At 62.2% G+C, this 25608-nt stretch carries 26 protein-coding genes; 16 read left to right on the top strand and 10 right to left on the bottom strand.

Going from position 1 to position 25608, the window contains the following annotated elements:
- Positions 1-39: 39 nt before the first annotated feature.
- The 5 genes from trxA to Q0X62_RS01675 all read left to right on the top strand — a co-directional run bounded on the left by trxA (position 40) and on the right by Q0X62_RS01675 (position 3081).
- Complete coding sequence (gene trxA, locus Q0X62_RS01695) at positions 40-957, top strand: thioredoxin (protein WP_297730927.1); 918 nt, start codon at positions 40-42, stop codon at positions 955-957.
- An 11-nt stretch (positions 958-968) separates the two neighbouring features.
- Positions 969-1160: a Trm112 family protein gene (locus Q0X62_RS01690; protein ID WP_366946087.1), complete on the top strand. Its 192-nt coding sequence runs from the start codon at positions 969-971 to the stop codon at positions 1158-1160.
- A gap of 2 nt (positions 1161-1162) precedes the next feature.
- Positions 1163-1465: a DUF971 domain-containing protein gene (locus tag Q0X62_RS01685; protein WP_297730925.1), complete on the top strand. Its 303-nt coding sequence runs from the start codon at positions 1163-1165 to the stop codon at positions 1463-1465.
- Positions 1466-1488: 23 nt separating this feature from the next.
- Positions 1489-2466: a Gfo/Idh/MocA family oxidoreductase gene (locus Q0X62_RS01680; protein ID WP_297730923.1), complete on the top strand. Its 978-nt coding sequence runs from the start codon at positions 1489-1491 to the stop codon at positions 2464-2466.
- 66 nt (positions 2467-2532) lie between these two features.
- Positions 2533-3081 (top strand): DsrE family protein, encoded by a 549-nt coding sequence (locus tag Q0X62_RS01675; protein WP_297730921.1) that lies wholly within the window; start codon positions 2533-2535, stop codon positions 3079-3081.
- A gap of 27 nt (positions 3082-3108) precedes the next feature.
- On the opposite strand, the gene Q0X62_RS01670 is transcribed toward Q0X62_RS01675, so the two are convergent.
- Complete coding sequence (locus tag Q0X62_RS01670; protein WP_297730919.1) at positions 3109-4383, bottom strand: UbiH/UbiF/VisC/COQ6 family ubiquinone biosynthesis hydroxylase; 1275 nt, start codon at positions 4381-4383, stop codon at positions 3109-3111.
- 106 nt (positions 4384-4489) lie between these two features.
- Here Q0X62_RS01670 and Q0X62_RS01665 point away from each other — a divergent pair, with 106 nt between their 5' ends.
- The 5 genes from Q0X62_RS01665 to xth all read left to right on the top strand — a co-directional run bounded on the left by Q0X62_RS01665 (position 4490) and on the right by xth (position 10383).
- On the top strand, positions 4490-6913 hold the full coding sequence (locus Q0X62_RS01665) for a DNA translocase FtsK (RefSeq protein ID WP_297730917.1): 2424 nt from the start codon (positions 4490-4492) through the stop codon (positions 6911-6913).
- Between the two features lie 87 nt (positions 6914-7000).
- On the top strand, positions 7001-7876 hold the full coding sequence (locus Q0X62_RS01660; RefSeq protein WP_297730915.1) for a hypothetical protein: 876 nt from the start codon (positions 7001-7003) through the stop codon (positions 7874-7876).
- 76 nt (positions 7877-7952) lie between these two features.
- Positions 7953-8624: an outer membrane lipoprotein carrier protein LolA gene (locus Q0X62_RS01655; protein WP_297730913.1), complete on the top strand. Its 672-nt coding sequence runs from the start codon at positions 7953-7955 to the stop codon at positions 8622-8624.
- Positions 8625-8934: 310 nt separating this feature from the next.
- Positions 8935-9543, top strand: a complete 609-nt coding sequence (locus Q0X62_RS01650; protein ID WP_297730911.1) for a hypothetical protein — start codon at positions 8935-8937, stop codon at positions 9541-9543.
- Between the two features lie 27 nt (positions 9544-9570).
- A complete protein-coding gene (gene xth, locus Q0X62_RS01645) occupies positions 9571-10383 on the top strand; it encodes an exodeoxyribonuclease III (RefSeq protein ID WP_297730909.1) in 813 nt (270 codons plus the stop codon).
- Positions 10384-10403: 20 nt separating this feature from the next.
- On the opposite strand, the gene Q0X62_RS01640 is transcribed toward xth, so the two are convergent.
- Positions 10404-11090, bottom strand: a complete 687-nt coding sequence (locus Q0X62_RS01640; protein WP_297730907.1) for a response regulator transcription factor — start codon at positions 11088-11090, stop codon at positions 10404-10406.
- A gap of 251 nt (positions 11091-11341) precedes the next feature.
- Between Q0X62_RS01640 and Q0X62_RS01635 the strand changes: the two genes are divergently transcribed.
- Complete coding sequence (locus Q0X62_RS01635) at positions 11342-11842, top strand: L,D-transpeptidase family protein (RefSeq protein ID WP_297730905.1); 501 nt, start codon at positions 11342-11344, stop codon at positions 11840-11842.
- Between the two features lie 11 nt (positions 11843-11853).
- Here Q0X62_RS01635 and Q0X62_RS01630 read toward each other — a convergent pair whose 3' ends face one another.
- Positions 11854-12531: a YggS family pyridoxal phosphate-dependent enzyme gene (locus Q0X62_RS01630; RefSeq protein WP_297730902.1), complete on the bottom strand. Its 678-nt coding sequence runs from the start codon at positions 12529-12531 to the stop codon at positions 11854-11856.
- On the opposite strand from Q0X62_RS01630, the gene Q0X62_RS01625 reads away from it, so the two are divergent.
- The gene (locus Q0X62_RS01625; RefSeq protein ID WP_297730900.1) at positions 12530-13165 is read left to right on the top strand and encodes a thiamine phosphate synthase; all 636 of its coding nucleotides are present in this window, start codon (positions 12530-12532) and stop codon (positions 13163-13165) included. The two genes, Q0X62_RS01630 and Q0X62_RS01625, sit on opposite strands and share 2 nt — an antisense overlap.
- Here Q0X62_RS01625 and Q0X62_RS01620 read toward each other — a convergent pair.
- Positions 13137-13568: an NtrZ family periplasmic regulatory protein gene (locus Q0X62_RS01620; protein WP_297730898.1), complete on the bottom strand. Its 432-nt coding sequence runs from the start codon at positions 13566-13568 to the stop codon at positions 13137-13139. The genes Q0X62_RS01625 and Q0X62_RS01620 overlap by 29 nt on opposite strands.
- A gap of 104 nt (positions 13569-13672) precedes the next feature.
- Positions 13673-14959, bottom strand: a complete 1287-nt coding sequence (locus Q0X62_RS01615; RefSeq protein ID WP_297730896.1) for a hypothetical protein — start codon at positions 14957-14959, stop codon at positions 13673-13675.
- Positions 14960-15223: 264 nt separating this feature from the next.
- Between Q0X62_RS01615 and Q0X62_RS01610 the strand changes: the two genes are divergently transcribed.
- From Q0X62_RS01610 to holA, 4 genes are read left to right on the top strand one after another with little or no spacing between them, the layout of a single operon-like run.
- Entirely contained in the window at positions 15224-15718 is a 495-nt protein-coding gene (locus Q0X62_RS01610) for a DUF3576 domain-containing protein (RefSeq protein WP_297730894.1), read from the top strand.
- A gap of 55 nt (positions 15719-15773) precedes the next feature.
- Complete coding sequence (leuS, locus tag Q0X62_RS01605; RefSeq protein ID WP_297730892.1) at positions 15774-18371, top strand: leucine--tRNA ligase; 2598 nt, start codon at positions 15774-15776, stop codon at positions 18369-18371.
- A gap of 4 nt (positions 18372-18375) precedes the next feature.
- Complete coding sequence (gene lptE, locus Q0X62_RS01600; RefSeq protein WP_297730890.1) at positions 18376-18879, top strand: LPS assembly lipoprotein LptE; 504 nt, start codon at positions 18376-18378, stop codon at positions 18877-18879.
- A complete protein-coding gene (gene holA / locus Q0X62_RS01595) occupies positions 18876-19928 on the top strand; it encodes a DNA polymerase III subunit delta (protein ID WP_297730888.1) in 1053 nt (350 codons plus the stop codon). Before lptE ends, holA begins: the two co-directional genes overlap by 4 nt.
- On the opposite strand, the gene Q0X62_RS01590 is transcribed toward holA, so the two are convergent.
- From Q0X62_RS01590 to mnmE, 5 genes are all read right to left on the bottom strand, one after another.
- Positions 19929-20852 carry a ParB/RepB/Spo0J family partition protein gene (locus tag Q0X62_RS01590; RefSeq protein ID WP_297730886.1) on the bottom strand — a complete coding sequence of 308 codons (924 nt, stop codon included), beginning with the start codon at positions 20850-20852 and terminating at the stop codon, positions 19929-19931. It abuts the gene before it with no gap.
- Positions 20849-21706 (bottom strand): ParA family protein, encoded by an 858-nt coding sequence (locus Q0X62_RS01585; protein WP_297730884.1) that lies wholly within the window; start codon positions 21704-21706, stop codon positions 20849-20851. The genes Q0X62_RS01590 and Q0X62_RS01585 overlap by 4 nt, the downstream gene beginning before the upstream one ends.
- Complete coding sequence (gene rsmG / locus Q0X62_RS01580) at positions 21684-22307, bottom strand: 16S rRNA (guanine(527)-N(7))-methyltransferase RsmG (RefSeq protein WP_297730882.1); 624 nt, start codon at positions 22305-22307, stop codon at positions 21684-21686. Before rsmG ends, Q0X62_RS01585 begins: the two co-directional genes overlap by 23 nt.
- Entirely contained in the window at positions 22308-24167 is a 1860-nt protein-coding gene (gene mnmG, locus Q0X62_RS01575) for a tRNA uridine-5-carboxymethylaminomethyl(34) synthesis enzyme MnmG (protein ID WP_297730879.1), read from the bottom strand.
- A gap of 122 nt (positions 24168-24289) precedes the next feature.
- Positions 24290-25606, bottom strand: a complete 1317-nt coding sequence (gene mnmE / locus Q0X62_RS01570) for a tRNA uridine-5-carboxymethylaminomethyl(34) synthesis GTPase MnmE (RefSeq protein ID WP_297730877.1) — start codon at positions 25604-25606, stop codon at positions 24290-24292.
- Positions 25607-25608 lie beyond the last annotated feature (2 nt).

Genomic DNA, 25608 nt, shown 5'->3' with positions numbered 1-25608 from the left:
GACCGCGGCAATGAACCAGGCAAAGACAAGGAAACCGGCATGACCCTTATCGGCGGCGACAACGGACAAGGCACGGCCCAAGACGACCTGGTGCGCGATTCCTCGGATCGCACCTTCATGCAGGATGTCGTCGAACCGTCCAAGGATGTTCCGGTCATCGTTGACTTCTGGGCGCCCTGGTGTGGCCCCTGTCGGCAATTGGGCCCGATGATCGAGAAATGCGTCCATGACGCAGGCGGCGCGGTCAAACTGGTGAAAATCAATATCGACGAGAATCCGGGCATCGCCCAGCAATTGCGGGTTCAATCCATCCCCGCAGTCTATGCCTTCAAGAATGGCCAGCCGGTGGACGGCTTTACCGGTGCGCTTCCGGAAAGCCAGATCAAGGATTTCATCGGCCGCATTTCCGGCAAGGGACCCAGCGAGGCGGAAATCCGCGCCATGGTCGAACGGGGTCTCGCCGCCATCGAAACCGGGGACTTGCAAGGCGCATCCCAGGATTTCGGGACGGTTCTGCAGTCCGACCCCGGCCATCCCGGCGCCATAGCCGGACTTGTCCGGGTCTGGCTGAAAGCCGGAGATGCCGACAAGGCCCGACAAATTCTCGCACAAGTGCCGGAAGACCGCGCCGATGATCCCGCGATCGACGGTGCCCGCGCGGCGCTGGAACTGGCAACCGGTGCCCCCGCCGACGATGCAGCCACAGCGGCTTTGCGCCAGGCTGTTGCGGCGGATTCCAGTGATCTCCAGGCCCGCTATGACCTTGCCGAAGCGCTCGTTGCGGCAGGCGATCACAAGGGCGCGGTCGACCAGTTGATCGCTATCACCGCGCTGGATCGCGAATGGAATGAGCAGGCCGCGCGGACCCTGCTTCTGAAAGTCTTCGACGCGGCCGGCCCGGCCTCCGAAGTGACCCGTGACGGACGTCGCCGTCTGTCCGCCATCCTGTTTTCCTGAGGAGAGTGTCCATGAGCGACGCCGAGACCCGCGAGATCGACCCGAAACTCCTGGAAATCCTGGTCTGCCCGGTGACCCGCGAGACTTTGCACTTTGATCGCGAGGCCAATGAGCTGATCTCCAAGGGTGCCGGCCTCGCCTATCCGGTGCGCGATGGCATCCCCATCATGCTGCCCGACGAAGCCCGCAGACTTGAGGATTGACCATGTCACGCCCCTGGCCCGAGAAGCTGGACTTTTCAAGCACCGACAAGGCCCTTCATGCCCGCTTTGATGACGGGGAGAGTTTCTCGATCCCGTTCGAGACCTTGCGCGTGGAAAGCCCGAGCGCTGAAGTCCAGGGCCATGGCGCCGGCCAGAAGAAAATCGTCACCGGCAAGGAGAATGTCGGCATCACAGCTGCGGAGCCTGTCGGACGTTATGCGGTCCGCCTGACCTTCGATGATGGACATGACAGCGGGATTTTCACCTGGGACTATCTTTATGCGCTGGGAGAAGCCGCGCGCTGATTCAACCGGCGAGGACACAGGGTATGACCGCAAAGACCTGGCGCTGGGGCATGATCGGATGCGGTGACGTGACCGAGCGCAAGAGTGGCCCGGCCTACCAGCAGGCCCGGAACAGCGAATTGGTCGCGGTCTGGGCCCGGCGCCCGGAACAGGCGACAGCCTATGCCGCCAGGCACCGGGTCGCGACGGTTTGCGCGAACCTCGAAGACCTGCTGAACCACGATACGGTTGATGCGATCTATATCGCCACACCGCCTGCTTCCCACCCGGAACTCGCTGAAAAGGTCGCCGGCGCGGGCAAACCCTGTTGTATCGAAAAGCCGCTGGCCAATACCGGGGTCGAGACGGAGGCCATCACCAGCGCTTTTGAAGCCGCCGGTCAGCCGCTATTTGTGGCCTACTACCGACGCAGTCTGCCGCGCTTCGCCCAAATTGGTGCATGGATTGACGCCGGCGAGATCGGGGCGGTCCGGCATGTTGAGTGGCGACTGACCCGCGAGCCCAACGCAACCGATCTCGCCGGCCTGCCGAACTGGCGAACGGAAATCGAGGCGGCGCCGGGTGGCTATTTTGACGATCTCGCCTGTCACGGGCTCGACCTGTTCGACCATTTGATTGGCCCGCTCGTCGAGGCTTCCGGGCAAGCAACTCACCAACACACACTCTACACCAGCCCCAGCGCATTTGCGGCCAGTTGGCAGCATGCAAACGGGGCGACCGGCAGCGGGTTCTGGAATTTCGCCGCCTTCGGACATGAGGATCATGTGCGCATTCTGGGCTCGCATGGCGAGATTCGCTTCTCGGTCTTCGACGATGCCGCCCTCGAAGTGGTCACCGAGGCCGGCACGACACGGATCATGATCGACAATCCGGATCCGGTTCAGCTGCCGCACGTGGAAGGCATGGTCACTCACCTCAATGGCGGTGCGCCTCACCCCTCGCTGGCCTCAAACAGCCTGCGAATCGCGCGCGCGCTAGATGCCATACGGGGCCCACGCTGAAGGACAGTTGAGGGACAAGGCCGCCGGACCGCGCTAAATTGATGGCAAGACAGTCCGGAGACCTTCATGTTGCCTGCCATCATTCCGCGTACCGCGCGACCTGCCCTGCTCGCTGCGACGAGCCTGTTCATTGCACTCCAGAGCGCACCGGCCCTGGCCGGGCCAGAGGATTTCGGGGCCGGGCCGCTGATCGCTGATTATGGTCAAATCGCCGCTGTCGACATGACCTCGGCCCTGCCGGACAACAGCGTCTTCCAGATCGCCTTCGACAGCGCCACGCGCTCCGATACCGACAGCCTCAACCGCACGCTGACCAGCGCCGCGCGCTTTCTCAACATGCATGTCGCCAACGGCGTTGAAGCAGGTAACCTCCACCTCGCCATCGTCATTCATGGCGGCGCCGTGCATGACGTCGCCGGCGAAAGCGCGGCCGGCAATGCGGACCTGGTCGCGACCCTGCTCACGCATGGCGTTCGGGTGATCGTCTGCGGTCAGAGTGCGGCCTATTACGACGTTTCGCGCGAAGACCTTCTGCCTGGCGTGGAAATGGCGCTCTCAGCGATGACCGCCCACGCCTTGCTGCAGCAGGACGGGTATACGCTCAACCCGTTTTGATCCTGTCGCGCCCCGAAAGCCGGTCGCTTAAGCAGCATCCAGACGCTGACCCTTGAGCAGTCGGGGCGGATCGCCCGTTTCGCCGCCAGCCTGGCGCATGAAAAAGCGCCGGGCCGGGCCGATCTTGTTGACCAGGGACAGGCCCAAGCCGCGCAATTGGCGAAGCGGCTCGATATCGTTCGAGAAGAGCCGGTTGAAGATATCCGTCCCCGCTGCCAGCGTCGCACTGTCAAATTTGCGCCAATCCTCATAGCGCCGCAGCGTTAGGAGTGCGCCGATATCCAGACCGACGCGCCGGGCCTCGCCAACCACTTCGGCCAAGGCGGCGGCGTCACGAATACCCAGATTGAAGCCCTGCCCCGCGAGCGGGTGAATGCCGCGTGCCGCATCGCCGACAAAGGCCACACGCTCCTCGCAGAATCGCTCGGCATATTTCAGCCCCAGCGGATAGGCGAAACGCGGCCCTTCCGGACGCACATCGCCGAGGAAATCACCAAAGCGATTCTCGAGCTCTTCCTGGAAGACGGCCTCCGGAGCGTCCTTCAGCGCATCGGCAACGGCATCCGGCTCGGTCCAGACGAGGGAGGCCCGGTTGTCAGGAAGCGGCAGGATGGCAAAGGGGCCTGACGGCAGGAAATACTCATAGGCCACGCCATTATGCGGCTCGGAATGTCGGACCGTGGCAACAAGGCCTTTCTGACCATATTGCCAACCGGCGGTACGGATTCCTTCCTGCCGGCGTCGGGGCGAAAACTTGCCGTCACAGGCAACCAGAAGCTGGCCGGACAGATAGCGGCCATCCTCCAGGAAAAGGTCGACGCCGTCCCCGCGCGTCTCATGCCGCTCCGCCCGCGCCGGCGCAAAGACCTTGATGCCCGGGCGGGCCTTGATGGCCTGGATCAGGGCGAAACGGGAATGCCGGTTCTCCGCCATCCAGCCGAGCGGCTCACCGTGTTCGCCTTCGGAGATCTCGCGGCGATCGAAATGCAGTGTGTGCGGGCCGGGTCCACCGGGCTTATCGCCCCCATAGGGGCGCCCGTCGCAGACCAGGATATGCTCGATCCGCTGGGTGTATGGCTTGAGAAACTCGGCCACGCCCAGAGCTTCGAACATGCGCCAGGACGTATAAGCAAGCGCTGAGGCCCGACCATCAAAGCTCGGCGCCAGCTGGTCCTCGATCTCCAGCGCGTCGACAAGGGCCACACTCAGCCCGGCCTGATCCATGGCCAGGGCCAGGGTCATGCCGGCCAGGCCACCGCCGGCGATCACAACATCGCCATCAAATTCTGCTGACTTCATCATGCAGGCAGAATAAGCGCTTTGTTGACGGTGAAAAGCGGCCAGAGCGTCGCAGCGCTGTTAACCTTTGTTTACCGCCCGGGAAGACTTGCAGCGTTAGGACGACAGGATGAGCCGCAAACCTTCGACCCGCAAAGCCAAGACTCCCAAGGCCGTAGCCAAGCCGACGCCGCGCTGGCGGCTGCGCCTTGCAGATATTGCCTTTGGCTGCCTGATGCTGGCTGGCGGTGTCTTCCTGATGGTCTCGCTGCTGACCCACAACGTGCTCGATCCAAGCTGGAATGTCGCGTCGGATGGCGAAATCGGAAACTGGATGGGGCGCCCGGGTGCGACCGTCAGTGACGCCTTCTTGCAGGCACTCGGCTGGGCGGCGGGCGGACCCGCCATCGCCCTTGCCATCTGGGGCGGCATCCTGATCTGGCGAACGCCGCAGCCTCGCAGCGGGTCAGTGGCGATTTTCCGCTGGTTTTTCGCCGGGCTGGGCACAACCGGGTTTGCCGCCGCAGTCGCATCCTTGCCCGTACCGCAAGCCTGGCCACTTGCGCCGGGTCTGGGCGGCGTGATCGGCGATGCCGCACTGACCTCACTGGCCTCACTGCCGGCGCGACTGGATTTGCCTGTGCCGGTCGCCCTGGCGGCCGGTTTTGCGCTGCTTCTGTCGATTGCCGGTATCTTCTTCACCTTCGGCCTGCGCGCCCGCGACCTCACCAATGCGGTGGATGCCGGCGGCCTGGCCTGGGCCACGCTGCGGGTCTGGTTCGACCAATTGCGCGGACGCCTCGGCGGATGGGGTCGAGAGGCGCACGAAGATGACGAGGATGAACCGGACGGAGACCGCCACGAAGAACCCGTTCTGAGACGCGCCATGCGGGCCGCAGACTCCGGACCTGCACCCACCGCGGCACGCGCCGGCGAGCCGGACCCCTCTCCCCATAACCCGTCGGTCAAGGTGGCTCCCTCGCGCAAGTCCAAGGCATCGGATCGGGATGTCAGGGAAGCCCAGGGGGCGCTGCCCTTCGCGCGCAGCGAAGGGTTCAAACTGCCGCGGCTGGACTTGTTGACCAAGCCGAGCGTGCGCAATGACGCCGTCGACGAACTGGCCCTGCGCCAGAATGCTGAGCTTCTTCAAGGCGTTTTGTCGGATTTCGGCGTGAAGGGCGAAATTGTCCAGGTGCGCCCCGGCCCGGTCGTTACCCTGTATGAATTCGAACCCGCACCGGGGGTGAAGTCCTCGCGCGTCATCAATCTGGCCGATGATATCGCCCGCTCGATGAGCACGATGGCCGCGCGCGTCGCCGTCGTCCCCGGCCGCAATGCGATCGGGATCGAACTGCCAAACCCCAAACGCGAAACTGTTTTCCTGCGCGCCCTGTTCAATTCCAAGGCCTTTGAGGACGCCAAGGCCGAACTGCCGTTCGCGCTCGGTGAGACGATTGGCGGCGAACCCTTTGTCGCCGACCTTGCCCGCATGCCGCACCTGCTGATCGCCGGCACCACGGGCTCGGGCAAATCGGTCGGTATCAATGCCATGATCCTGTCCCTGCTCTACCGGCTGCCGCCGGAAGACTGCCGGATGATCATGATCGACCCGAAAATGCTGGAACTCTCGGTCTATGACGGCATTCCACACCTTCTGAGCCCGGTCGTCACCGATCCCAAGAAGGCCGTCGTCGCGCTGAAATGGGCTGTGCGCGAGATGGAGAGCCGCTATCTGCGCATGTCCAAGGTCGGTGTGCGCAATGTCGCCGGCTTCAATGAGCGCGTGGCCGAAGCCCTGGCGAGCGGTGAGGAACTCTCACGCACGGTCCAGACCGGGTATGACAAGGAAAGCGGCGAACCGGTCTTCGAGACCGAGACCATTACCGCCGAGAAAATGCCCTATATCGTCGTCGTGATCGACGAAATGGCCGATCTCATGATGGTCGCCGGCAAGGAGATCGAAGGCGCCGTCCAGCGCCTGGCTCAAATGGCCCGCGCCGCCGGCATTCACCTGGTCACAGCCACACAACGCCCCTCGGTCGATGTCATCACCGGCACGATCAAGGCCAATTTCCCGACCCGGATCTCCTATTCGGTCACCTCCAAGATCGACAGCCGCACCATTCTGGGCGAGCAGGGCGCTGAACAGCTGCTCGGCATGGGCGACCTGCTCTACATGGCCTCCGGTGGCCGACTGCGGCGCCTTCACGGTCCTTTCGTTTCGGACAAGGAGGTTGAGGACGTAGCAGCCTTCCTGAAAAAGCAGGGCGCGCCGGAGTATCTCGAAGCGGTCACAGCGGGCGGGGATGATGACGAGGGCGGTCTGCCCGGCATGGATGACGGCGAAGGCAGTGGAGATGCCCTGTTCGACCAGGCCGTTGCCGTCGTGGCCCGTGATCGCAAAGCGTCGACCTCCTATATCCAGCGCCGCCTGCAGATTGGCTATAACCGCGCCGCCACGCTGATCGAGCGATTGGAAGAAGAAGGCATGATCGGCCCCGCCGACCATGCCGGCCGCCGCGAGATCTACCTGCCGGAACATGGCGATAGCTGAGCCGGTCCTCACCGGTTCGTGAATGGCCCTGGAACCAAGCACCTGCGAGCTTGCGGACGCTGGGGGGCAGGAATGAGGGGACGCATCTTGAAAATGATCTATATCGCGGCCGGCCTTGCGCTGGCCGGAGCGAGCACCGTCGCTCAGGACAGACCGTCGGCGATCGAGCTATGGCGCACCGAAAATGTACAGCGGCCCGAAGCCGTGCACGTGCCGGAAGGCAGTGACTGGGCCTATATCGGCAATCAGGGGCCCGCCAGCGAGTCCGAAGAGCCGGAGGCGAACGGTTTCCTCTCCCGCCTGAACCTGGTGACCGGGGAATGGCAGGGCCGCTGGGTCGAGGGCTATGTCAGCCCGCTCGGTATTGTGTCCGCCAATGGTCGCCTCTTCATGATTGAAGGCGCCCGGACCCTCGTGGCCATGGACCTGGATACAGGCGCGGAACTCGAGCGCTGGGATTTCGCTCATGACGATGTCGTGCTGAACGATATCGCCATCGACCCGAGTGGCCGTATCTGGATCACAGATACGCGAGGGGGGGCCCTCTACACGCTGCAGGACGGCGAATGGGAGCGGGTTTTCGACGATGATCGCTTCACTGGCGCCAATGGCGTGGAGTATGTCGATGGCTGGATCTATGTTGTCACCTCCAGCGGGGAAGGTCGGCTGATCCGGATCGACCCCGATACGCTCGATCTGACTGTCCTGCTGGAGAATGAAGGCTCGCTCGACGGTGTGGTCACTGATGGTCGCGGCGGACTTGTGCTCAGCGACCTTCGCGGTCGCCTGTTGCACTGGTCCGAAGCCCAGGGTCTGACCGTCCTTGACGGGTATGAGGATGAGGAGATCATGCTCAACTCGATCGGCGGAACGCCGGACGGGCGCTTCATTTTTGCGCCGCACTGGCGATCTTCCCGACTCTCCGCCTATGAGGTCCGCTATCCGGACTTGGGCCGCAACTGAAACGGGGTGCTGCGGCTGAGCAGGACATGAACATCGCGGTCTTGCTCACGCCGCATTCCCGGGCCAGCTTGGCATCATGATTATACTGCTTGCTTCCCTGGCCTTTCTGCAGGCCTCCGACCCAGCTGCGGCGGCTGAGCAGCCTGACTTGGCAGAGTCGGCGGCTCAGGCGTCTTCGGACACATCCGGTGCCGAGCTCGACCGGGATCAAGTCCTGGCCGGGATCAACACCTATCTGAACTCGGTGGAGACGCTCCAGTCACGCTTTATCCAGATTGCGCCGGACGGATCGTTCGCGGAGGGGAATCTGGCCCTGGCGCGGCCGGGTCGGCTGCGCCTCGACTATGATGATCCCAATCCGTTGCGCATCATTGCCGATGGCACCACGGTCGCGGTGGAAGACCAGGCGCTGGAAACCGTCGACCGGATACCGCTGCGCTCAACCCCGCTCTGGTGGCTGCTCAAACCAGAAATTGACATCGAATCCGACGCGGCCATCGTCTCGATGGAGCGTGAGTTCGGATTTCTGTATCTCACACTGCGCGACCCGTCGGGGGAGATGGAAGGCGAAATCATGTTCGTCTTTGCGGAACCGAATTACGAACTGCGTGAATGGTATGTCACGGATGCGCTTGGGGAAATTACGCGGGTCAGCCTGACTGATGTGCAGTCTGGCATGCGCCTCAACCCGCGCCTATTCGTCATTCCGGAACCCGAAGACCGCCGCGATTCCCGTCGTGGTCGATGATCAATTGAGGCTTTTTCGACACACGCAATTCCTTTCTCATTTTTTATTTGTAAAAGACCGGACGCTGTGGCGTTATTGTTACGCTGACTGAGAGGCGATGGATCGGCGTCGTCCCCCCGCTTGCGGATCCTGACCTCAGTCGCGCCGGATTGATCCCCTCCCGGCGCTGCGCTCGAACAGACAAGCGCATGGCTTTGCGCCCGGTCTCCTCCCCCTCGAGACCGGGCGCAATTCGTTTGGGGACACCATCAACCCGATCACACGCACCTTCGCCCTGTTGCGCGGCGGGAATGAGGGTTAAATACGCCTCATGCAATTCCATGATGATCCCGATGACGCGGACATCCCGCGCCTGCTCGAAGAAATTCCGCTGCTCTACAAGGCGAAAGCCTTCGCCGAGAGCCTGAACTCGAATTCCTGGTTCGCCCGCCTCGGCGAGCCGCTGGATGAGCGCGAACAATTCCTCGCCCGCGCCTATCTTGACGGTCTGGGTTTCCCCGACGCCGACCCCGCCGTCCTCTCGGACTGGGAAGAGGCCGCCGGCGCTGCCGAGACGCTCGATCGGGATCCGGTCAGCTGGGAAGCCGAGGAAATGCTGCGCACCGGCCTGGTGTCCCGGGTCCTGGAACGCCTCGATGAGGAAGCCGTGCACGCCGCGCTGTCCATGGTGGCGCAGAAGACCGGCGACAGCGCACGGGACATCGTCGAAGACGCCGCCGCCATGGATGACGTCGAGGACATGGCCCTGGTCAATGCCGCCGCCGGTGCGCTGGCCCAGGCCGCCAATGGAGCCGCCCTGGTCATTCTGGCCGAGGCCGAGGATGACGAACCTCCCCACCCCTTCCTTGCACGCTGGCGCCTGTTCGCGCGCGGGCGCTGGCCGGTCGGCCTCGCCGGCGCGACCTATAATATCCTCTGATCCGGACCCTTAGACCGAAAGCCTGTCATGCCGCTTACCCTTGCCAGCTGGAACATCAATTCCGTGCGCCTGCGCGCCGTCCCACTCATCGCAGACTGGGTTCGCGAAGCCGATCCGGACGTACTCTGCCTGCAGGAGATCAAGTGCCAGACCGACCAGTTTCCGGAGGACACTTTCCGCGAAATGGGTTTCAGGCATTTCCATGTGCGCGGCCAGAAAGGCATGCATGGCGTCGCCATCGCGTCGAAGTACCCGCTGGAGGATCTGGGCGATTGCGACCTTTGCCCTCGCGGCGAGGCCCGGCACCAACGGGTAGGTGTGGAAGGCCTGGAACTCCATAATTTCTACATTCCCGCAGGCGGAGACGAGCCGGACCCGGCGATCAATCCGCGCTTTTCCCACAAACTGGCCTTTCTCGAGCGGATCGAACGCTATTTTACCGAGCGCGCGGCCGATAATGCGCCGCTCATCCTGGTCGGCGATTTCAACATCGCGCCCTATGAGCACGATGTCTGGTCACACAAGCAATTGCTGAAAGTGATCTCGCACACGCCGGTCGAGACCGAAGCGCTGGAGCGCATCCGGCAAGCCGGCCAATTCTCGGACGTGGCCCGGGAACTCATCCCGATGGACGAGAAGATCTACACCTGGTGGAGCTATCGGGCGAAGGATTGGCGCAAGGCCAATCGCGGCCGGCGCCTGGACCATATCTGGGCCGCACCCGCCGCCCGCGACCGGGCCTTGGCCGGCGGCCGCGACGCCTTCCGGATCTGGGAGGACGAACGCAGCCGCGAAAAGCCGTCAGACCACGCACCGGTCGTGCTGACCCTGGGCGATTAATCCTCAGGCGGCTACCCGCTTCAGTTTTGCAATCGGTAGCCGCCGCTCTCCGTGACCAGCAATCGCGCGTGCGCGGGATCAGGCTCTATCTTCTGGCGCAGGCGGTAGATATGGGTCTCCAGCGTGTGCGTGGTCACCGCCGGATTATAACCCCAGACCTCGTGCAACAGCTCGTCGCGCGGCACCGGCTTGCCGCCCGCCCGGTAGAGATATTTGAGAATATTGGTTTCTTTCTCGGTCAACCGGATCTTCTTCTCGTCCGATGTCAGCAAGAGCTTCATCGACGGCCGGAATTCATACGGACCGACCTGGAAAACGGCATCCTCGCTCTGCTCATGACTGCGCAAATGGGCCCGAACCCGCGCCAACAGAACCGAGAATTTGAACGGCTTGGTGACATAATCATTGGCGCCGGACTCGAGACCGAGGATCTGGTCCGCATCCGTGTCCTGACCGGTCAGCATGACAATCGGGGCGGTGATCCCGTTCTTGCGCATCAGGCGGCAGGCCTCGCGCCCGTCCATGTCCGGCAGGTCCACATCCAGCAGGACAAGGTCAGCGCGCTCATTGCGGGCGATCCCCATTCCCCCACCGGCCGTGTCGGCGGACAGGGTGCGGAATTCTTCATGCAGGGCGAATTGCTCGACGAGCGCTTCACGAAGGTCTTCGTCATCATCGACGATCAGAATTGTTTTTTGCGCGTTCATGCGTTGATCATGCCCATTTCGTTTCACAAGGCAATTCCTGCCGAGTGGCAGATTCTGCCCGGCAGATTTTGCTGGTTCGGTCAGATTTGCCCAGTTTTGTGTGTGCCCGGTCTGGCCTTGAACTTGCTTGGTTAATGACAGGTCCGGTTGCCCGGACAAAGCTCCGTGGTGGGGGAGGCGAAGTGGACACGCGCACTTTTCAGTGCCGGATGTCCCTCGCCGACCACCGCGTTTCCAGATACGATTCCTGAATGGATTGGCAAGTCAGCCGCAATGGCCACCTCGTGCTGGAGAACGGCAAGGTACGCGCAGCCTTGGGCCGCGCGGGAGTCACGAAGGCGTCAGACAAGTGTGAAGGTGACGGCGCCACGCCGCTGGGCACTTACCCAGTGCGACGGGTGCTCTATCGCGCCGATCGCGTCGCGCGCCCTGAAACAAGACTGGCCTGCCGCCCCCTGCAGGAGAGTGACGGCTGGTGTGATGCTCCGGACGATCCCGCCTATAACCGGCCCGTCCGTCGGCCCTATCCCGCCTCGCACGAGACCCTGTGGCGGGATGACGGGCTCTACGACATCATCCTGATCCTCGGCCACAACGATGATCCGCCCGTGTCCGGGGCCGGATCAGCGATTTTCCTGCACTGCAAGCGCGACGACTACATGCCGACCGAGGGCTGCGTCGCCCTGGATCCGGACCATGTCCGCGCCCTGCTCAAGGCCTTGCGGGCAGGCGATACGCTGACAATCACCTAGCGACAGGGCTATCAGCTGTCCCTGGAGCCGAAGAAAGCCGTTCCCAGGCGCACGGAGGTCGCGCCGAGACGGATGGCAGTGGGATAGTCGGAGCTCATGCCCATGGACATTTCTGGCAAGTCCAGCTGGGCTGTGAGCTTGGCGAGGAGCGCGAAATGCAGGCCGGGCGGCTCCTCGACCGGCGGGATGCACATCAAACCATCAATGGCGAAGCCGTACCCGGTGCGCATCCGGCCAACGAAATCGGCGACTTCGGACGGCGCGATTCCGGCCTTCTGGGGCTCGTCGCCCGTATTGACCTGTACGAAAAGGCGAGGTGAGCGTTTCTGGATGTCCATCTCCTTGCGCAACGCCTTGGCCAGCTTCTCCCGATCGAGAGTTTCTATGACATCGAACAGGGCGACGGCCTCGGCGGCCTTGTTGGACTGCAAAGGGCCGATCAGGCGCAGTTCGAGATCCGGCCAAGCGGCCCGGCGTTCGGCCCAATGCGCCTGGGCCTCCTGCACGCGGTTCTCGCCGAAAACACGCTGGCCGGCGGTGAGGGCCGCCTCCAACCGCGCTTCAGGCTGGCGTTTGGAAACCGCGACCAGTTTGATGCTATCGGGAGAGCGGCCGGCATCCTGTGCGGTTGCCTGAATATCGTCGAGCAAGGCCGCGCGGCGGGCTTGTATATCCGGAGTATCAGTCATGACGTCGCCCTACGATGCAGCGCGAAAGTTGGCAAGCGCAGCTGCGCGCTTGCGTGGCGAATGTGACGCCAGGACACCCGCCCTGCTCGCCCTGACGGATCCGGACCGCCAGCCCGACCCGCTGTCGCTGGCCCGCTACCTGCCGCCGGGCAGTGCGTTGATCTATCGCCATTACGGCGCGCCGGATCGCGTTTCCATTGCGCACGATACCGTGCGTCTGGCACAGGCGCGTGGCGTCCGGGTCCTGATTTCCGGTGACGCCGCGCTGGCCCGGGATTGCAAGGCAGACGGCGTTCACTGGCCGGAACGCATGCTGGCGGAGGCACACCGGGAACGCGCGCGCGGCCATACAGGGCTTTTCACGGGCTCGGTGCACTCGCCCGCGGGCCTGTCTCGCGCCCAGTCGAGCGGGCTCGACGCGGTATTGGTCTCAACCGTTTTTGTCAGCGCCAGTTCAAGCGCCGGTCATCCAATGGGTCCGTTGGCATTATCCGCCTGGAGTAAAAGGTCATCCACCCCGATCTACGCGCTCGGCGGGGTCAATACACGCACGATCAAGCGGCTGGTAGGTCTGGGAATTTCGGGTGTAGCGGTGGTCGGCGCAATCAGAAGCGCAGAGCCGACTCGAACTTGATTTCCGGCTGACGCTCTTCCTCGTCGGTATTGCGAACGAAGAAGCTGTCATCGGGCGAAGCAAAGCGAACCTGGCCACCCAGACGAATGCGGTCACCAAAGGTGACAAAGGCGCCCGCAGTCAGATCATCATCAAGGCGCGGATCTGACCGCTCCAGAGTGCCCAGTGTCACGCCCCAGCGCTCACCAAACTCCAGATCATAGGTGGTGGCTTCATCCAATTCCGGCGTCGGAGCCTCGGCCATGGAGAGTGTGAAAGCCTCATACCACGGCGCAACAGCGTCCGTTTCTGTGGTGTTGTCCTGAGCCAATGCGGCCGGAGCAAAGAGGATCATCGCCGCGGCCACTCCGGCCACAGTCGACTTTCTATCAATGATTTCAAACGGATTAGCCCGCCAGATCATTGTACTTCTCCCTCACGCCCAATATTTGTAGCGCAGCGGTCTTGACCGACCCAAACAGAATCTGCCGCAAGGATGAAAGAAGTCCAAGTCCTGTGGCGGATTTGTCAATATCGCCAACCGAGCTCGACAAAGGCCGTGGTGTGGTGAGCACTCGCCTGGCGTCGTCCTGCGCGGGTCAGCACCGGATTGTCTGTCGCGGCAGACTGAACTCCGATTGCGACCAATCCATGGTCCCCGATGAGGCGCGATGTCGCCGCCTGCCAGACTCGTGTGTCCTGATGAACGAAATCATCACTCGAGGTGGCGTATTCGAGCGTGGAGAGCCAGTCGCCTTGTTCCCAGCCCGCGGAGACCGACCAGGCCTCCAGCGCACCGCCGCCCGCAAGACCATTATTGCTGTGCCGCCAACGTCCACCTGCGCGCCAATCCTGCCAGCGCCAGGACAGACCGGCATCGACACTGCTGACCGGGTCGAAGCCGGCCGGGCCATCCATGTCGCCGGCCTGGCTGGTGGCGAAGCTCGCCGACCATTCATGGTCGCCGCGGCGAATTTCGTACGTCAGGGCCAGCTCGGAGACAGCTTTGTTGATAGATCCGACCTGGCCTCCGGGTCCCGTTCGACGCGGGCATGCGTCCACGCCACACAGCCTGACCTCCGGCGTGAAGGATACCGACGCGCGAAGCGTGCCGACACTGCTTTCCTGACCCAGCGCGATGGAGCGAAACACCAGCTTGGGGTCCTGGCCGGACAAATGGCTTTCCGTCCGGATCGCGCCGGGGCTGGCGGCAACCAGGTGGCCGCCATCTGCCCGAGTCAGGCGCGCCGTTGCCGGACCCCTCACAGGATCGAGCCGCGCAGCGCCTGGCCCATAGCCAAGTCTCAGCTCCCCCCAGCCCGTGTCAGCGAAGAGGTAAGCGTGAGAAATCATGGCACGAACTCGACTGCCAGTTTCGAGGCCATCGCTGAACAGTCCACTGTCAGCGGCGATCGGGATCAAGGTTGGGTTTAGTGTGTTCAGGCTCGCACAATCCCCGCGTCCTGCGGGGCAATTGCCAGTGCGACCACCGCGGGCAGAGAGGTGTTGGTCACGTTCAGCGTGACCGGCCAGGACCCAGCCCCAGCGTCGACCGCCTTGCGTGAAGCTCTCGAATTCAACGCCAAGCTCGATATCGCCCAGCCAGGCGGGGTGGTCAGTCGGGGTGTCGCCCGCCAACAGGACCAGGCCGAGATCGGCCCGCCAGTCGAGAGTGTTCCCGGGGTCCAGGCCAAATGAATCCGATGCGGCGGACGCTGAAATGTAAGGAGAATCCGGAGGCTGGGAGAATGCCGGCGGGCCCGCAAGTGTTCCGGACAAAGCGGCGAAGAAGATCGCGCTGGTTGTCCTTCTCATCGCTCGCGGTCCCGCCGATCGGCCCCGTCCCCCCGGACGTCGCGCCTTAAAGGAGGTGAGCACGCGCCTCCGGTCAAGCGCCGGGAAAGAGTTGACGGCGTGTTCACCAAAATATGTTGCAGGTTTGTCACGCCTGATCGGGTGCCTTTCGCCGCTGGCGCGCGCGAATTCGCGTGTTATACAAGTCTTTCAAAACCTGAGGCGCATTCGCGTCCTGCAGTTTCTCGAGCGTTTTCGCCGTTTGTTTCGAAGGAGTCACGGCACATGTCGGACCGTCGGATTCTTGGATTGATCCTTTCTGCCGCCATTCTCACACTTCCGGCCTGCGCCTCGCGCAATGCCGACACGGCGGAATCGTCGTCGGAATCGTCTGGACTGCGCCTGCCTTCATTACCGAACCCGTTGGCCAGCAATCGCGTGGTCGAGCCGGAAGGCATTGGCGTGAACGGCTTTCTCTGGCGCGCCAGCCTGGACACCATCAGTTTCATGCCACTGGCTGAAGTGGATCCGTTCGGCGGCGTCATTGTGACTGATTGGTATGCCAATCCGCAGATGGCGAGCGAGCGCTTCAAGCTCACAGTATACATCCTCGATACGCGCTTGCGTGCCGACGCGCTGGCCGTGAGTGTCTTCCGTCAGGTTCGCAGCGAAAGCGGCGAATGGATTGATGCGGAGACCAGCGGCCAGACTGCGTATGATATCGAGAACGCAATCCTGACCCGCGCGCGTCAACTGCGAATCTCGCAACTGGAAAACTAGTCAGGCAGCTTAGCCTGATCGATTACCGGGGGCGCGGCGCGGCCGCGGGCCAGACATGACACGATACAATCCACGCGAGGCCGAACCCAAGTGGCAGGCGGCCTGGGACGCCTGTGACGCTTTCAGGGCTCTGGGTCCTGAAGCCTCAGGTGGGAAACCGAAATACTATGTCCTGGAGATGTTTCCCTACCCGTCCGGGCGGATTCATGTCGGCCATTCCCGGAATTACGCCATGGGCGATGTTGTTGCCCGCTACAAGCGTGCGCGCGGCTTCGACGTCCTGCATCCAATGGGCTGGGACGCGTTCGGCCTGCCGGCAGAGAATGCCGCACGCGATCGCGGCGTGCATCCGGGCGCGTGGACCCATGACAATATCGACGCCATGCGCGGCCAACTGCAACGCCTCGGCCTTGCGCTTGACTGGAGCCGCGAGTTCGCCACTTGCGATCCGACCTATTACCGACACCAGCAGGCGATTTTTACGCGGCTGATGGAGCGCGGGCTGGTCTACCGCAAGACCGCCAAGGTCAATTGGGATCCGGTCGATCAGACCGTTCTGGCAAACGAGCAGGTTATCGATGGTCGCGGCTGGCGTTCGGGCGCGCTCGTTGTCCAGCGTGAGCTGGATCAGTGGTTCTTCAAGATCACGGAATACGCCGATGAACTGACCGACGCGCTGGAAGAGCTGGATCGCTGGCCGGACAAGGTCCGCACGATGCAGTCCAACTGGATCGGTCGCTCTCGAGGCGCCGAAGTCCGTTTCCCATTGACGGATAGCGACCTGGCCACCCAGTTCGGCGATACGATCGACGTCTTCACGACGCGGCCCGATACACTGTTTGGCGCCAGTTTCCTGGCGCTGGCGCCCGATCACCCCATCGTCAAGGCGCTCGCCGCGGACGATCCGGAGATTGATCGCTTCATGCATGAGTGCGCGCGCATGGGCACCACGGCGGAAGAAATCGAAAAGGCGCCCAAGCGCGGCGTCGACCTCGGCATCACCGTCAAGCACCCCTTTGATGAGACTTGGGAATTGCCGGTCTGGTCCGCCAATTTCGTGCTATCCGGCTACGGCACGGGTGCCATTTTTGGCTCGCCGGCCGGTGATCAGAGAGACCTGGATTTCGCCCGCAAATATGACCTCGCCGTCAACCCGGTGGTGCTGCCGCCCAATGCGTCGGTCGATGATCATGTCATCGAGGATGAGGCCTATACCGGGCCCGGCACGATCTATAACTCGCGCTTTCTGGACGGACTTTCCACCGACGACGCGATTGAGCGCGCCATTTCCGAGCTTGAAGGCCTGAAACTTGGTGAAGGGGCGACCAGCTACCGGCTGCGCGACTGGCTGGTGTCTCGCCAGCGCTATTGGGGTTGCCCGATCCCGGTTGTTCATTGTGGTGATTGTGGTGTGGTTCCGGTTCCGGACGATCAATTGCCGGTCGAACTGCCTGAGGACGTCACCTTTGATCATCCCAGCAACCCGCTGGAACGCCACCCAACCTGGAAAGACACCGATTGCCCGTCCTGCGGCAAGCCGGCCCGCCGGGAGACGGACACGCTGGATACCTTTGTCTGCTCGTCCTGGTATTTCCTGCGCTTCACCTCGCCCTGGGTCGAAGACACGCCCTTCCTGGCGAGCGATGCAGAACACTGGATGCCGGTTGACCAGTATGTTGGCGGCATTGAGCACGCGATCCTTCACCTCCTCTATGCGCGCTTTTTCACACGTGCACTGAACGATGCCGGGCTGATGAACATGACTTCCGGCGAGCCCTTTGCCGGCTTGTTCACCCAGGGCATGGTGACGCACGAGACCTACAAATCGTCGGACGGCAAATGGCTTTTGCCCGACGAGGTGGATCAAGGCGCGGACGGGCCGATCGAGATCGCCACCGGCAAGCCGGTCACAGTGGGTTCCATCGAAAAGATGTCCAAGTCGAAGAAGAATGTCGTCGATCTGGATGCCTTCATCGAGAGTTACGGAGCGGATGCCGCACGCTGGTTCGTGCTGTCCGACTCTCCGCCCGAGCGCGATGTCGAGTACACTGATAGCGGCGTTGAAGGCGTCTGGCGCTTCATTCAACGGCTTTGGTCGACCGTCACCTCCTTGCCCGAGGGTGCACCCGGCCCGCTCGCTGTCGCGGCTGATGCGAGCGGAGATGCGCTCGGGGTTCGCCGAGCGGCCCACAAGGCCTTGCAGACCGTAACGGATGCCATCGAAGGCTTCCGGTTCAATTCGGCCGTCGCCCAGGTCCATGACCTCGTCAATGTCCTGCGCAAGTATGAGCCGACGGATGCGCCCGGAATCGCCGCCAAGGCTGAAGCCCTGGGCATTCTGGTTCGGATGATCGCGCCTTTCATCCCGCACCTGGCCGAGGAATGCTGGGAAACGCTCGGTGGCGAAGGCCTGGTCATCAACGCAGCCTGGCCCGAAGCCGATCCGGCCTTGCTGGTTGATGACAGTGTGGTGATGCCGGTGCAGGTCAATGGCAAGCGTCGGGCCGAAATCAATGTACCCAAAGGTGCCAGCCAGGAGGTCATCCAGAACCAGGCCATGGCGGACGAAACCGTACAGCGGGCCCTTGAAGGGCTTAGTGTTCGCAAAGTTATCGTGGTACCTGATCGTATCGTGAATATCGTCGCAGGATAAGATTATGGGTTCCAGCCGCCACGCTCTTCTTGCCAGTCTCGCGGTAGCCGCCGGGCTGCTTGTTTCAAGCTGCGGCTTTTCGCCAATGTATGGCAGCCATGGCGTCGCACAGGGTTTGTCCGACATTCGAGTCCAAACCGGACGGGAGCAGGTTGATTTCCACCTTCAGGAAGCGTTGCTGGAGCGGATGGGCGCCCGCCATGCCAGCGGCCCGTTCACGCTGCGTACCGAGAGTGACATTACCCGTTCACCCCTCGGCGTCGGCGCAGATGCGGCAGTGTCGCGTTATGCGATCGGTCTGGACGTCGATTATGGTCTCTACCGCGATGGCGACACGGATCCGGTAATGACCGGAACGGTCAGTTCAGAGGCATCCTACAATGTCCCGCGCTCCGTTTATGCGACTGTTGCAGCGGAACGTGATGCGACCGAGCGAGCCGCCCAGCTGGCCGCCGAACGAATTGCCAATCAGCTCGTCCGGGCGCTGCAGGACGCCGATAGCCAGTGAAGGCGACGGCGCGTGACGCTGATGCCCGAGTTCGCAAGCCAGACCCGGCTATTCGCGCTTATCTGATCTATGGACCCGATCGCGGTCTGACCCATGAACGGGCCCAGACGCTGGTCAAGGCTGTTCTTGAGGATCCTGATGATCCCTTCGCATTGACCCAGCTCACCGAAGAGGATCTCAAATCTGACCCGGCCGGGCTTGCGGATGCGATGGCGGCCATGTCGCTGACTGGCGGCCGGCGCCTGGTTCGTGTGCGATTGACCGGCGAAACCGGTAGCGGCCCGATCATAGAGCTGATCAAGGCCCTGGAAGACGGCTCTCTCGCGGCGGAAGCGGTGCTGCTGGTCGAGTCCGGAGACTTAACGCCGCGAGGGAAGCTTAGAAAATCCTTTGAACCGGCAAAAAAGGCAATATCTATAGCGTGTTATACTGATAACACCCATTCACTCGAATCCCTTTGTGTGGATATGCTCAAGGTTGAGTCACTTAATCTTGCAAGTGATGCGCGTGACACCTGGCTGCCGAGACTTGAAGGTGACCGCGCGCTGGCCCGGGGCGAGATTGAGAAGTTGATCCTGTACAAGGGACTCGCGAGTCAGCGCGACGAAAGCGACAACACGGTCACCCGGGCGGATATCGAGGCGATTGCAGCGGACCAGGGCGAGGCTCAGCTCGACTCTGTCCTGGCGCCCGCCTTGCTCGGTCAACTGACGAAGGCGGATAGTGCTTATCATCGCTCGATCACAGCCGGTGGATCAGCAGTCGGCATACTTCGCGCTCTGCAACGCCGCCTCGATCAACTCAGCTCTGTGCATGCGGCCGGTGGAAATGATGGAGCCATCGCGCGCAGCGGTGCACCGCGCTTCGGGCCACAGGCCGACACATTCAAGCGACAGCTCTCACTGTGGCGTGGCCGACGGCTGGACCACGCACGACAACTCGCCTTCGATGCAGAGCGATCCGTGAAGCGGTCCGGCGCGCCAGCTGAAGCGCTCGTCGGCGACCTTCTGCTTCGCCTGGCCCGGGGCGCGGCCCAGATTGGTCGCTGACTAACCGCGGACGCCATCGGCACTCAGACGACGGCAAACATCATCCAATTGCTCGAGCGTCTTGTACTGAACCCGTAATTCTCCGCCTCTCGCACTATGACGAATATCGACGGACAGACCCAGTCGGGCCGTGATATCTGCTTCCAGCGCCCGCGTGTCAGCATCTTTGTCAGCACGAGATTTGGCGGCCGACTTGGTTTCCGGCGCGCTTGGGTTCTGGGCCGCGCGAGCGAGCTTTTCGGCCTCGCGAACAGACAGGCCGCGATCAATGATCTGCTCTGCCAGGGCAGCAGGATCGGGTGCATTGGCAATCGCCCGGGCATGACCGGCAGAGAGCTTGCCTTCAGCCAGACAGGACAGCACAGAGTCAGGAAGTGACAGGAGGCGCATCATGTTCGCGACATGGCTGCGGCTTTTGGAAACGGCGTGCGCGACGTCTTCCTGGGTGTGCCCAAACCTGTCGATCAGCTGGCGGTATGCATGGGCTTCTTCAACCGGATTGAGATCTGCTCGCTGGACGTTTTCGACAATACCGATTTCAAGCGTTTCTCGGTCGGTGAGCTCACGGACCAAGGCCGGCACTTCATGCAAGCGGGCCCGTTGAGCGGCCCGCCAACGACGTTCACCGGCAACAATCTGGAAGCGCGCACCGCTATCGACGGGACGGACCAGAATGGGTTGGACAATGCCCTTGTCTGCAATCGAGTCTGCAAGTGCGTTGAGTTCGGGTTCGGTGATTGTCTTTCGTGGCTGATCCGGGTTTGGGGTGATCAGCTCGATTGGAATCATGCGGACACCATCCCGGGATGACCGGCCGCTTTCTGTCGATTCAGCTTCCGGTGCGCTGTAGCCCTCGGTATCGGTTTCGCCGAGCAGGGCTGACAATCCGCGCCCGAGGCGCTTGTTCTTTTCGCTCGCACTCATGCCACTTCACCTTGTTCTTCGCGTCGCCGCTTGCGTTCCTGCTGGACGATTTCCTTGGCCAGACTGATATAGGCCTGAGATCCCGAGCACTGCAGGTCATAGAGCAGGACGGGCTTGCCGACCGATGGCGCCTCGGAGACCCGCACATTGCGCGGGATCATCGTCTTGTAGACCTTGTCCCCAAAATGCTCGCGAACGTCAGCGGCAACCTCGGCAGACAGGTTGTTGCGGCTGTCATACATGGTCAGCACGACACCCTGGATATCGAGGCGAGAATTGAGATGTCCGCGCACACGATCAATCGTCTTGAGAAGCTGGGACAAGCCTTCGAGGGCAAAAAACTCGCACTGAAGCGGCACGAGGATCGCATCGGATGCGGTCAGGGAATTGACCGTCAGGACGTTCAGCGATGGTGGGCAGTCAATCAGGATATAGTCGAGGCCGGCTGCGTCCGGGCCCAGCGCCTGCATGCTCTGATCAATGGCGCGCTTGAGCCTGTAGGACCGGCGCTGGTCATCCGCCAGTTCGAGTTCGGCTCCCGACAAGAGCTCGTCCGAGGGGACGATGGAAAGGCCAGGCACAACAGTCGGAACCATGGCGGACTTCAGGGAGTCACCCCCCACCAGCACGTCATAGGATGTCAGCCCGCGCTTGTTTGGCGGCACACCAAGCCCGGTAGACGCATTCCCCTGCGGGTCGAGGTCGATGATGGCGACCTTCTGCTTGATCGCGGCCAGGGCCGTGCCGAGATTGATGGCGGTTGTGGTCTTGCCCACGCCCCCCTTCTGATTGGCAACAGCAATGACACGGGGCGCCTTGGCGCGCTGGACGTCAGTTGGCACGTTCCACCTCATGAATACGCAGGATCACACCGTCACTGGTCCGACTGGGTATGACTTCATGATCGAATGTCCAGTTTTTACGGGCGGCGGTCAATTCATCCCGATAGTTTTGCCCTTTATAAAAGAGACCTTGAGCCTTGTTATTCAACAAGGGCGCGACATAGCCCAATAATTTATTCAGAGGCGCAAAGGCGCGCGCGGTCACCAGATCAAAGCCTTCCGCCGGATCCAGCGTTTCCACGCGGACAGATCGGGCCTCGGCATCAAGATCGAGCGCTGAGATCGTCTTGCGGAGAAACGCGACTTTCTTGCCGACGGAATCCACCATGGTGACGCTGGCCGCCTGGCCGCGATCGCGGAATCCGAGAGCCAGAGCGATACCGGGGAAACCGGCGCCGGCGCCCAGGTCTGCGACCTTCTTCACATCGGTCGATATGTGCTCCAGGAGCTGGTAACTATCCAGGGCGTGACGGTGCCAGAACTGGTCCAGCGTCGACCGGCCAATCAGATTCGTGTGCGCGTTGGTCTCGATGAGAAGCGCGCGCCACTGGTCAAAGCCGTCCAGTGTTTCACGTGAAACACCGGTTTCGCGCCCGAAATCCTCGCGATCCATCTAGCTGGCCTCCCGTCCACGACGTTTCACGTGAGCCAGAACGGCCGTCAAAGCACCGGGCGTGACACCTTCAATGCGGGCCGCCTGGCCAAGCGTCTCCGGACGAGCGGCTTCAAGTTTCTCCCGCGCTTCATTGGAAAGACCGCCAATCCCGGCATAATCAAGATCCCGCGGAAGATGAACGGCCTCGTCCTTGCGGAAGGCGAGGATGTCGGCCTGCTGCCGATCGATATAGCCGGCATAGAGCGCATCAATTTCGATCTGCTCCGCCACAGCTCTGGGCGCACCTGCCAGCTCAGGCCAGATTTCACACGTCTTGGCCCAATCCACGCCCGGGTAAGCCAACATGTCAGACACAGACCGGCGCTTGCCGTCGGCATTGACAGAAAGGCCATGACGCGCCGCTTCATTCGGCGTCAGGGACAGGTCTTTAACACGCGTGCGAAGTCGGCCGAGCTCGGACATCTTTTCAGCAAATACGGTGTTTCGGACCTCGCCGCTCAGACCAAGACGCTCGGCCTTGCCCGTAAGACGCTGATCAGCATTATCGGCCCGCAAGGTCAGACGATACTCGGCGCGCGAGGTGAACATGCGATAAGGCTCGCTCACACCACGGGTGATCAGATCATCGATCATCACCCCGATATAGGCGTCTGACCGACTCAGGACGAAAGGCGCACGACCCGTCGCCGCAAGTGCCGCATTGGCACCGGCCATCAGACCCTGGGCGGCGGCTTCTTCATAACCGGTCGTCCCATTGATCTGGCCCGCCAGCCACAACCCCGGGCGCTTGCGCATCTGCAAAGTCGCATCGAGTTCGCGCGGATCCACATAATCATACTCGATGGCATAGCCGTAGCGCTTCACCTCGACCGCTTCGAGACCCGGAATGGTTTGGAGAAAAGCCTGCTGAACCTCATCCGGCAGAGAAGTGGAAATTCCATTCGGGTAGACCGTGTCATCGTCGAGACCCTCGGGCTCCAGAAAAACCTGATGCTGGGACCGGTCCGCAAAACGAACGACCTTGTCTTCTATCGACGGACAATAACGTGGGCCGCGCCCTGCGATGGCACCGGAATAGACAGCAGACTGACCAAGATTGTCGGCGATGATCTGATGAGTCGCTTCCGTGGTGCGCGTGACGGCGCAGCTGACCTGCGGGACCGTGATGGTCTCCGTTAGAAAGGAAAACGGTACGGGCGCTTCATCCGCCGCTTGCTGCTCCAGCGACTCCCAATCAATCGACGACTTCCGCAAACGCGCCGGCGTGCCCGTCTTCAACCGGCCCATGCGCAGATTGAGCCCATAAAGTGTGTCTGACAAACCGATTGACGGCGCCTCACCGGCCCGGCCTGCCGGAATTCGCTCGCAACCTTTGTGAATCAAGCCGCGCAGAAAAGTCCCGGTGGTCAGGACCACAGCCCGCGCATGATGGGACACGCCATCTGCATCGACAGCACCCGTACAAACACCCCCATCAAAGAGGAGGTCTTCAACGGCAGCCGCGACGATCTCAAGGTCAGGAATTGCCGCCAACTCAGCCTGCATGGCGGCCCTGTAAAGCGCCCGGTCCGATTGCGTGCGCGGGCCTCGTACCGCAGGACCTTTGGACCGGTTCAGCAGTCGGAACTGGATCCCGGAGGCGTCCGCCACTCGGCCCATCACGCCATCAAGCGCGTCAATCTCGCGAACCAGATGACCCTTGCCCAACCCGCCAATGGCAGGATTGCAAGACATCTCCCCGATGGTCTCGAGCTTGTGGGTCATCAATAGCGTGCTGGCGCCCAGGCGCGCAGACGCGGCGGCGGCATCGCAGCCCGCATGGCCACCACCAATGACAATGACATCCCAGGTTTTCATGGGAGCGATTCCGATCCGGATCCAGGTAGATTGAAGCCGGTCTACATAAGACCTTCGCCCTCTAGAGTCGAGATCAGCATCGCGATGTTTCACGTGAAACAGACGGCAAGCTTAATCGCGATCTATTTCCCGATGCAGAACTGAGAGAATACCCGATCCAACACGTCCTCGACATCGACCCGTCCGGTGAGACTTTCCAGGGCTCGCACCGCAAGGCGTGCATCCTCGCCGGCCAGCTCCGGTGCCAGAGCGAGATTGTCCCGACATCGCGCCAGCGCCTCCAGCGCCGATTCCACCGCCCGCCGATGACGGACCCGACTCAGCGCCGGCATTTCCCGCGACGACAGCCTGTCCCGCACAATTGTCTCGATCCGACGCTCCAGCGCCTCAACGCCCTCACCCGATTTGGCACTGAGCGGATACGTCCCGTCACGCTCGGCACCAGGTGCAAGATCCAGCTTGTTCAGAACAAGCAGGTCGCCATCGGCAAGACGGCCCTGCAAATCCTTCAACTCTTCCTTGGATCGCGCATCCGCGACACCGATCCGCAGATCGGCATGCTCAGCCCGGTCCAGCGCACGGCGTACACCCTCAGCCTCGATCGCATCCACCGCTTCACGAAGGCCCGCCGTATCCGAAATCACGACCGGGAAGCCGGACAGGGTCAGCTGAACCTCAACAATGTCCCGCGTGGTACCGGGAATATCCGTGACGATCGCCGCTTCCCGCCGAGCCAGCCGATTGAGCAGACTCGATTTACCCGCATTCGGGGCCCCGATCAGGGCAATCGAGAACCCCGTCCGGATCCGCTCGCCACGGCGCCCATCATCGAGATGAGCGAACATCGACGAGATCAACTCGCTGAGGGGGGCAAAGGCCGTATGAGAGAGCGCATCCGGGACATCCTCCTCATCCGGGAAGTCAATCTCCCCTTCTATCGACGCCATGGCGCTGATGAGACGGTCCCGCCAACCGTCATAAAGCTGGCGCAAGGAGCCCGACATCTGGGCCAGAGCCTGCTTCCGCTGCCCTTCGGTTTCGGCTTCGATCAGATCGGCGAGACCTTCGGCCTCGGTCAGATCAATTTTCTCATTCTCGAAGGCACGGCGCGTAAATTCCCCGGCCTCCGCGGGATGCGCTCCGGACTCGTCGAGCGCGTGAAGCATGGCCTCGATGACAGCCGGACCGCCGTGAACATGAAACTCGACACTGTCTTCACCCGTGAAACTCGCGGGCCCCGGAAACCAGATCACCAGACCCCGGTCCATCACCGAACCATCAACGGAGCGCAGGGATCTGAGGGAGGCCTGGCGGGCCGACGGGCGCGGGAGACCCGCCAGCGCGTCCAGAATCGCTCCGGCATTGGCACCGGACAGGCGGATCACCGCCACGCCAGACCGGCCAGCCGGCGTCGCCAACGCGTAAACAGTTGTATTCAATG

Origin of the sequence: uncultured Maricaulis sp. (genome assembly GCF_947259345.1) — a bacterium.
Lineage (GTDB): Bacteria > Pseudomonadota > Alphaproteobacteria > Caulobacterales > Maricaulaceae > Maricaulis.
The sequence above is the reverse complement of the archived record's forward strand: the minus strand, read 5'-3'. Positions and strand labels throughout refer to the sequence as shown.